General features: G+C 57.0%; 9 protein-coding genes and 1 pseudogene. 9 read left to right on the top strand and 1 reads right to left on the bottom strand.

The window, feature by feature from the left end; genetic code table 11:
• Positions 1–6 precede the first annotated feature (6 nt).
• From M891_RS0109600 to M891_RS25780, 9 genes are all read left to right on the top strand, one after another.
• Entirely contained in the window at positions 7–1,140 is a 1,134-nt protein-coding gene (locus M891_RS0109600) for a glycosyltransferase family 2 protein (protein ID WP_084628869.1), read from the top strand.
• On the top strand, positions 1,137–1,880 hold the full coding sequence (locus M891_RS0109605; protein ID WP_028538674.1) for a glycosyltransferase family 2 protein: 744 nt from the start codon (positions 1,137–1,139) through the stop codon (positions 1,878–1,880). Before M891_RS0109600 ends, M891_RS0109605 begins: the two co-directional genes overlap by 4 nt.
• A gap of 39 nt (positions 1,881–1,919) precedes the next feature.
• Positions 1,920–2,651 (top strand): sugar phosphate nucleotidyltransferase, encoded by a 732-nt coding sequence (locus tag M891_RS0109610; RefSeq protein ID WP_028538675.1) that lies wholly within the window; start codon positions 1,920–1,922, stop codon positions 2,649–2,651.
• Between the two features lie 30 nt (positions 2,652–2,681).
• The gene (locus M891_RS25775; RefSeq protein WP_232228321.1) at positions 2,682–4,037 is read left to right on the top strand and encodes a GT-D fold domain-containing protein; all 1,356 of its coding nucleotides are present in this window, start codon (positions 2,682–2,684) and stop codon (positions 4,035–4,037) included.
• The gene (locus tag M891_RS0109620) at positions 4,027–5,343 is read left to right on the top strand and encodes a glycosyltransferase family 2 protein (protein ID WP_051416895.1); all 1,317 of its coding nucleotides are present in this window, start codon (positions 4,027–4,029) and stop codon (positions 5,341–5,343) included. Before M891_RS25775 ends, M891_RS0109620 begins: the two co-directional genes overlap by 11 nt.
• A 137-nt stretch (positions 5,344–5,480) precedes the next feature.
• Positions 5,481–5,768, top strand: a complete 288-nt coding sequence (locus M891_RS0109625; protein WP_009225097.1) for a hypothetical protein — start codon at positions 5,481–5,483, stop codon at positions 5,766–5,768.
• 25 nt (positions 5,769–5,793) lie between these two features.
• A complete protein-coding gene (locus M891_RS0109630; RefSeq protein WP_016311048.1) occupies positions 5,794–6,150 on the top strand; it encodes a hypothetical protein in 357 nt (118 codons plus the stop codon).
• Positions 6,147–6,494, top strand: coding sequence for a hypothetical protein (locus M891_RS0109635; RefSeq protein WP_016311049.1), 348 nt, complete (start codon positions 6,147–6,149; stop codon positions 6,492–6,494). Before M891_RS0109630 ends, M891_RS0109635 begins: the two co-directional genes overlap by 4 nt.
• The gene (locus M891_RS25780) at positions 6,458–6,817 is read left to right on the top strand and encodes a hypothetical protein (RefSeq protein ID WP_051416893.1); all 360 of its coding nucleotides are present in this window, start codon (positions 6,458–6,460) and stop codon (positions 6,815–6,817) included. Before M891_RS0109635 ends, M891_RS25780 begins: the two co-directional genes overlap by 37 nt.
• 295 nt (positions 6,818–7,112) lie before the next feature.
• Here M891_RS25780 and M891_RS0109645 read toward each other — a convergent pair.
• Positions 7,113–7,387: pseudogene (locus tag M891_RS0109645) on the bottom strand (transposase); the annotation flags it as partial.

Consider the following 7,387-nt stretch of genomic DNA (forward strand, 5'->3'; position numbering starts at 1 on the left):
CCATTGATGGTCATGGTAACTCGGCAAAAGATGAAGGTTCGTCGGAAACGAAGAAGCGGTTCTTCGGCCCGTTTGCGCGGAGGAGCAATCCGTAGATCCAGCGGCTTCTCCCGCAAAGGCCGCCGCGGGGTCCGTCCTTCGACGGGAAGAAGATATGCCGGCATCCCGCTCCAACGCCTCAAAGCCAAAGCTTGGGCCGCAGGAGCCCGTGCGGCGGCACAGGATGGGGCGGAGAAGGGTTCGCCACAGATGCAGGCTTGTTTTCAAGCGTGGGCGCAGGCGGAGCGGGTGGATCAACTGCCTTTCACGGCTTTGTTGACGGCTTCCTTGGCGTATCGCCGCGGGTATGCCCATGCAGCCGGATTGAGTAAGATGTGGATTCCGCTGCCGCTGAAAGGCCGTGCCTCAGCGATTGTGACGGCGAGTAATGAGGAGCAGACGTTGCCGGCGGTTTTGGCAGAGCTCCGCAAGCTGCCTCTGCATGAGATCATCGTTGTCCTGAATGGCTGCGATGATGCAAGCTTTACCGTCGTGGATCGCGATCCGCGCATTACGCGGCTGAGCTTCCCCGAGCGGTTAGGGCATGACGTAGGCCGGGCGATTGGGGCGGCGATAGCTACCGGAGATATTTTGCTGTTCACCGACGGGGATATGTGCGTTGCCGCCGAGGATTTAGCTGCTTTTTTGATCGCCATCGATCGGGGAGAGGACTTGGCGCTCAACGATTTGACGCCGCATCTGCCGCGGTTCTCCCAGCAGGATGAGGTAACGCGCTGTAAGGCATTCTTGAATCTGGCGCTTGGACATCCGGAGTTGAAGGCGAACTCGTTAACTGCGGTGCCAAACGCTTTGTCCCGCCGCGCAGTACGGACGGTAGGCACCGCTGCGCTGATCGTTCCTCCGAAAGCCCAAGCGCTCGCCTTGGTTCGCGGGCTGAAGGCAGGTGCGCCGATTTCCGTGGACGTGATCCGCAAAAACCGTCTCCGCACCAGCAACAGCGGGGCGGGTAATGCGGTCGCACGGATGATCGTTGGCGACCATCTCGAGGCGCTTGGTGAGGTTATGAAAACGGAAGGCGTCCGGTTACGCTTCTCCACAATAGGCCGGAGCGAACTTGCGAAAGTGAGGAATGCCCGATGACGGCTGGAGTAACGAGTATCATCATTCCGACCTATAACGGGCTTCACTTGCTTGCCCCTTGCGTGGCGGCGATCCGTCAGTATACGGAGACTCCTTATGAGATTATCGTGGTGGACAACGGCTCCGAGGACGACACGGCATCGTTCTGTCTGAAGGAGCGTCTGATCCTGGTGGCGCTGCCGCGCAATGAAGGATTTCCGATCGCTGTAAACCGAGGATTGTCGGTCGCTTCGGGCGCTCACCTTCTTATTCTTAACAATGATGTTCTTGTCTCTCCGCGCTGGCTCTCGAATCTGCTCCAGGCGCTGCACAGCGCCGCTGATGTCGGCCTCGTCGGCCCGGTGACCAATTATGCCAGCGGACGGCAGCAGGTGGAGATCAATTGGGAGGAAGGAGAGGATTTCGCCAAAATCGCCGAACGTCATAACCATTCGGATCCGGCCAAATGGCAGGAAGTCCAGCGGCTGATCGGTATGTGCCTGCTCTTTAAGCGGGAGGTACTGGAGCGGGCGGGAGGATTTGACGAACGGTTTTCGCCCGGTCATTACGAAGATGACGATTACTGCTACCGTGCTCGGCAGCTTGGTTATCGTCTGCTTATGTGCGGCGATACGCTGGTGTACCATGAAGGCAGTGCCAGCTTTAAAACCCGCCATCCGGAAGGGTGGAGCGAGCTGATAGAACGGAACCGTATGCGGTTTATCGATAAATGGGGCGTAGATCCCTGGCAATTTATTTAACAGGGAGCCCCAAATTTTTAAGGTAAGGGAGGAGCGTTCATGAAAGGTGTGATTTTGGCGGGGGGCACCGGCACGCGTCTATACCCGCTGACCCGATTGATCAACAAGCATCTGCTTCCGGTCGGGAATTATCCGATGGTCTGTTACGGCATAGAACGGCTGCGTCAAGCTGGAATCACCGACATCCTCATCGTGATCGGCAAACAATCTGCAGGGCTGTACGCGGACTTCCTTGGCAGCGGGGAGAACTTTGGGGTTAACCTGACGTATCGTATCCAGGAGTCGGCCGGTGGAATTGCAGAAGCCCTGGAGCTGGCGGAAGGGTTTATCCCACCGGCCAGTAAATTCGTTGTGCTATTGGGTGACAACCTGTTCTTGGACGATTTAACACCATACGTGGAGCGATTTAAGCAACAGCCTTTGGGCAGCGCACGGGTAATGCTGAAGCCGGTGGATGATCCACGGCGCTATGGCGTGCCGGTGTTTGCTGAAGATGCTCCGGAACATATTGCTTATATCGAAGAAAAACCGAAGAAACCGAAATCAAAATATTCGGTCACTGGGATTTACATGTACGATGACAGCGTGTTTGGCATGATCCGCAGCATCGAACGTTCCGCTCGCGGCGAACTGGAGATTACAGACGTGAATAACCTTTACGCGCGGGAAGGCAAGCTTGAGTTCGACGTACTCCAGTTGTGGTGGGGAGATGCCGGCACATTTGAATCGCTGCAGGAAGCCGCAATTCATATGAAAGGCGTACTTCCCTAAGCGATAGGGAAGCCGGAAAGGAGGCACGGGATGGCTACACGCGACAATGCGGCGGTCACCAGCCGCAAAACATTCAGCCGGCGGGGCGCCGGTAGCGCAGCTGCGGCCTCACCGGGCCGCCGGTCCGCCGGCCGGTGGAAGAACGGCCGCGCGAACCGTACTGCCGCCGGCAAGGCCGCGCTGCGCCGGCGTCATGGCAGCCGCCGGGGCCGCAGCGGGCGCCTCGGGCGTCGCGGAGCACGCGCGGCGGCATGGCGGCGGTACCGGCAGGCGGCGGGCTATGCCGGCAGCGGGCTCGGCCCCGGCGCTATGGCCGGTACCGACGGCGCAGGCTATGCCGGCGCAGCAAGCCGTCTTAGCGGCTCGGGCGGCCGCCAAGGCCGGGCCACTAAGGCCCTTTCGCCTGGCCCAGCCGCATTCTCGCCGCCGCTATTGCCTGCACCCGGGCCGGCGTCGCTGGATTCGGCGGCGCCGGATGCCTCCGGAGCCGCCTGGTCTACGGCGGAAGCGGAGCGGGTTCGCGCCGCCGCCTTCGAGGCCGGCTACCGCGAGGGCTTGTTTGAAGGCGGGGAAGCCAAGCTGGGCCGCTTAATTCCCCGCTATATGCTGCTGCCCGAAATCCGGGTGGACGACGTCATTGCCGCCGGTTTCCCAGCCGTTGCCGGGCAGCTTTATCCGATGCTTACGCCAGCAGAAGTGTTCGCTACAGCGGAGGGGGCGCTGCGGGAAAACCGACCGCTGTCGATTGTCCGTCTCGGCGACGGAGAACTGCTCACCTTGGCGCACGGTACGGTCATTTCCACCGAGGAGGCGCTCCGCTGGGGGGCTTTTTTGCCCTATGCAGGCGTGCATTTGCCTAATCCGGCAGCACGTGAAGCGTTGGCAGCCGCCATAAGGGCTGCGGATATTATCGGGGTTCCGGAATCCCGTCATCCGTCCTATCAGGGGCTGTTGTTCCCGGTGCTGCGCCATTATGGAATCGATTACCGCAGCCTGCGTTTGACCACTTCGACCGTCAATTATGAACTCAATACCGGAGGTTATTTAACGAGACTGGTGCATGGCCGGCGTGTCTTACTAATCGGGAATCAAGCGGAAGCGTTGGCGGGATATCTTGGGCAGCGCGGTGTGCAGGTTGTGGGTTGGCTTGCTCCGGTGCAGGGCGTTGCCGATGTGCCCAGGGTCATGATGCGCTTCCGGGAAGTTCCGGACTTTGATCTGGCTTTGGTTGCGGCTGGAGTGGCAGCAGTGATGATCTGCACACGGATATCCGGAGAACTGGGCAAAGTGGCGTTGGATACGGGACATTTAGCCGACAAACTGATAAAAGGGGAGGCGGCATGGCCGCAGCTCGGGGAGGTGCACAACAGTGCAAATGGAGTTTGACGGAAAAACCAAACATACTAGACGCGGTTCAGGAACCTACGAGCAAGGATACACTGCCGGCTATACTTACGGAGTTCAAGAAGGCTACCGAACATTTGCTGACCGTCAGGAAATCACGAGTATTATTATTCCGACTTATGATCGTAGAGATCTGCTGCTACAGTGCTTGGATCATATTGATCGCTACACGTCTACACCTTATGAAGTCATCGTCGTTGACAATGGGTCGACCGATGGAACGGCGGCGGCGGTTCGGAGACGGCCGGGGCGAGTGCGGCTGGCGGTGTATCCGCAGAATCTGGGGTTCGCCCGTGCCGTAAATACCGGTCTAATGATGGCCAAAGGGAATACAATTGTGCTTCTGAACAACGATGTACTGGTGACGGAGCGTTGGCTGGATCAACTGCTGGCGTGCCTTCGTCAGTTTCCTCAAGCAGCTGCAGTTGGGCCGGTAACGAATTACATCAGTGGCGAGCAGCAAATGGATGTTCCTTATGAGGATGTGGCGGATATGCCGGCATTTGCTGCCATGTACAACCGTTCGGATCCGATGAAGTGGCGGATAACCGATCGGTTGGTAGGGTTTTGCGTAGCTTTTCCTCGAGCAACGCTGGAGCAAGTTGGATATTTCGATGAAGGATATGAGATCGGCAATTTCGAGGACGATGATTGGGTCGCCCGTTTGCGCCTGCAAGGAAAAACGCTGGTGATCGCCGGAGACACCTTCGTGCATCATTACGGAAGCATGACGATGAAAGGGTTAGGCAATCAGCAGTTTCAGGAAGTAAACACTCGCAACCACCATTTCTTTCGTGAAAAATGGGGAGATCTGCACGCTCTCTATGCACGGATGCCTGCTTGGCGGGGGGAACGGACGTTAAGGGCGGCGGATTTCTTCCCGACCCACGTGCGGGTTCGAGATGTGAAGGGAGGCGTACACTGGCTGGAGCATGGCGTTCGCCATCCGGTGCACCCGGCGGCGTCTGACTCATTGCCGGGGCTGCCGCGACTGTCCGTGCTGGATCTGGTCCAGCTTCCCGTCGGCCCGGCCCGTTCACCGGAGCAACTCGCTGGCTTAAGCAGCGGTATGCCATCCGAGGCGGGCTTTACGGACGGCGTCGTGGTCGCCAGCAACGGACGGTGGTACCAAATCGATCGGGGGCAACGGAGGGAGATCGTCTCGGAATACACGCTCCGCGCTTGGGGGCTTACGCCTTCGTTAGCTGTACCGGAGAACGAAGTGGCTGCCTACCCGGAGGGGCTACCGATTCTGCCTCCGCAACGCATCGTGAGCGAGGATTTATAGGCTGGAACAAGCCGGCTCTACAGGAACGCGCAAATTCGTACCGGCATATGTTATTGGAGGGCATCCTGAGGCTGGTGTCCGCAGTCCGCTAATCAGAGCACGGCGTAAAGGCCGGCCTTAGTTGAGGAGGAGTCAGAGTGGAGCAAAAAATATCTGAGATCATCGTGCACATGGCCCACTCTCACCAGCAGATGGCGCGGGTGATCGATGCGGAACGACAAGTCGCTGTACGCATGGCACAGATCGTTCATGCGATTCCCGACGCCGAGCCAGCGTTCGATGGGACGCCCGGCATTTTGGAGAATTCGGGTCGGATCAACAAAAGTGTGATCTCCTACTTAAATGCCATTGCCGATTTACAGGAAGCAATGGCCGAGAATTTGAGCCATGTGATGAAGCAATTAAAGGTCCAAGAAGAAGAGTGAGGTTAATGAAGCGGGGTATGATGCCATGAGCAGGGAACAGGCTTATCTGAACATGTTGGATGCGGCCGCAAAAATCCAGTGGAACGTCGCAATGATACTGGAAGCCAAGGCGGTCGAGTCCGAGAAGGTGCGCAACTGGATATTGAATCATGTGCTGGATAGCAGTTTCGAGGATCACGAAAAGCAGCTGTCCGACCCGCTGGAGGTTCACGATCAACTCGTGGAGGTGATTGAGGGCCTGACCAAGCTGCAAAATGGGCTGTGTAGCAACCTGAAAACGGTGCTCCCTCCCGACATGACAGAAGGCGGCGGGGATGGTCTGGACGGAGGATTCGGCGGGTTGTTCGACGGCGGTGATTTTGATCTGGAGGCAGGCAAATGACGATGTTCCCCCTTCAGGCCGGGGAGGAGGCGAAACTCCGGTTAGTTGATGCCATAAGCCAAAGCCAGCAAGCGATGGCGCGGATTCTCGGCAGCCTCGCCGACGTGACCGAGCTCTCCCCGGACGCTGCAAGGCATATTGCCGGAAATATAGATAAATTGACCAAATATCAAGAAGCGATGGCCCGCACGGTTTGCGGGTTGACTTTTCATCGCGTCAAATATGGAACTCCTTCACCACCATGGATGATGGACGCCTGCTATGCAGCATACGACGTGACCCGAGGAGTACAGGAGGAAGAAGAAGGATGGCAAAAACCAAACTCCGGCGTACCCGCCGTGTAAAGCCGCGTACGACGAGAAAAGTTCGGCTCCGCAGAAAACGGAAGCTGACCCTAAGGCGGAGAAGCAAGACGATCCTTGCCCGCCGCAAGCGTCGCAAGGCGGTACACAAGCTGCGTACACATCGCAGAAGAAGACGGAGAGTAAGACGCCGGCGCAACGCTCTACCGGTCCCGGCAGCGGCGGTTCCTGTTGCAGAACAAGGAAGTGAAGACAAGGCCATTTATGATCAGGCCTATAACGAGGCTTATCAAGAAGGTTTTAACAGCGGCTTCGCCCAAGGCTACGAGGACGGACATAAGATGGCCTACAAGGATCAAGTCTGACGTATCATCTCTGAAAAGAATCAATCTGATAGGTGCAAATCAGATCGATATCCAGCTAATTAGCATCAAATCTATTAACCGTTGTCGGTTCATCGGCAGCGGTTATTTCATTATAGGGAGGGGGCATATTGCCTTTCTCCGCCCCTTTTTAACCATTATCCCTTTGAATCAGGGAGTGAAGAGAATGGGATGGAACTGTCCAGTATAAAAAATCTTGAAGTTGCCCAGGGGTCAATTCCTTAACTACTTGCATGTACTTCTTGTAATACTCCATACACTTTACTTCTTGCAATTCTTATGCGACTGCTGCAAGGAACGGCTTCCGCTGGCGTGCGTTCAGACCATGGGCGATTAACTCACGGTAAGGGATGGCAGGAATGGACAAGCACATCTGCAGCAGGTTTTGACACATCTCTTCCTCGGAACAAGTCATGCGCAGGTAGCGGCGGACGGTGTACTCGTTCAAATACGCCTGCAAATGCGTTATTCCTAGCGAGACATACGTGCGTCGGATCGAGTCTCTTGCTTGTCTCACGACTCTCCGCAAGGGCAGATACATCCGATAAGCGA

This window comes from Paenibacillus sp. J14 (assembly GCF_000518465.1).
Classification (GTDB): domain Bacteria; phylum Bacillota; class Bacilli; order Paenibacillales; family Paenibacillaceae; genus Fontibacillus; species Fontibacillus barengoltzii.

What these genes read in the sequence shown, in the direction of transcription:
- M891_RS0109600 (WP_084628869.1), top strand. Translation starts at nt 7, where the DNA reads ATGGTCATGGTAACTCGGCAAAAGATGAAGGTTCGTCGGAAACGAAGA.
- M891_RS0109605 (WP_028538674.1), top strand. Translation starts at nt 1,137, where the DNA reads ATGACGGCTGGAGTAACGAGTATCATCATTCCGACCTATAACGGGCTT.
- M891_RS0109610 (WP_028538675.1), top strand. Translation starts at nt 1,920, where the DNA reads ATGAAAGGTGTGATTTTGGCGGGGGGCACCGGCACGCGTCTATACCCG.
- M891_RS25775 (WP_232228321.1), top strand. Translation starts at nt 2,682, where the DNA reads ATGGCTACACGCGACAATGCGGCGGTCACCAGCCGCAAAACATTCAGC.
- M891_RS0109620 (WP_051416895.1), top strand. Translation starts at nt 4,027, where the DNA reads ATGGAGTTTGACGGAAAAACCAAACATACTAGACGCGGTTCAGGAACC.
- M891_RS0109630 (WP_016311048.1), top strand. Translation starts at nt 5,794, where the DNA reads ATGAGCAGGGAACAGGCTTATCTGAACATGTTGGATGCGGCCGCAAAA.
- M891_RS0109635 (WP_016311049.1), top strand. Translation starts at nt 6,147, where the DNA reads ATGACGATGTTCCCCCTTCAGGCCGGGGAGGAGGCGAAACTCCGGTTA.
- M891_RS25780 (WP_051416893.1), top strand. Translation starts at nt 6,458, where the DNA reads ATGGCAAAAACCAAACTCCGGCGTACCCGCCGTGTAAAGCCGCGTACG.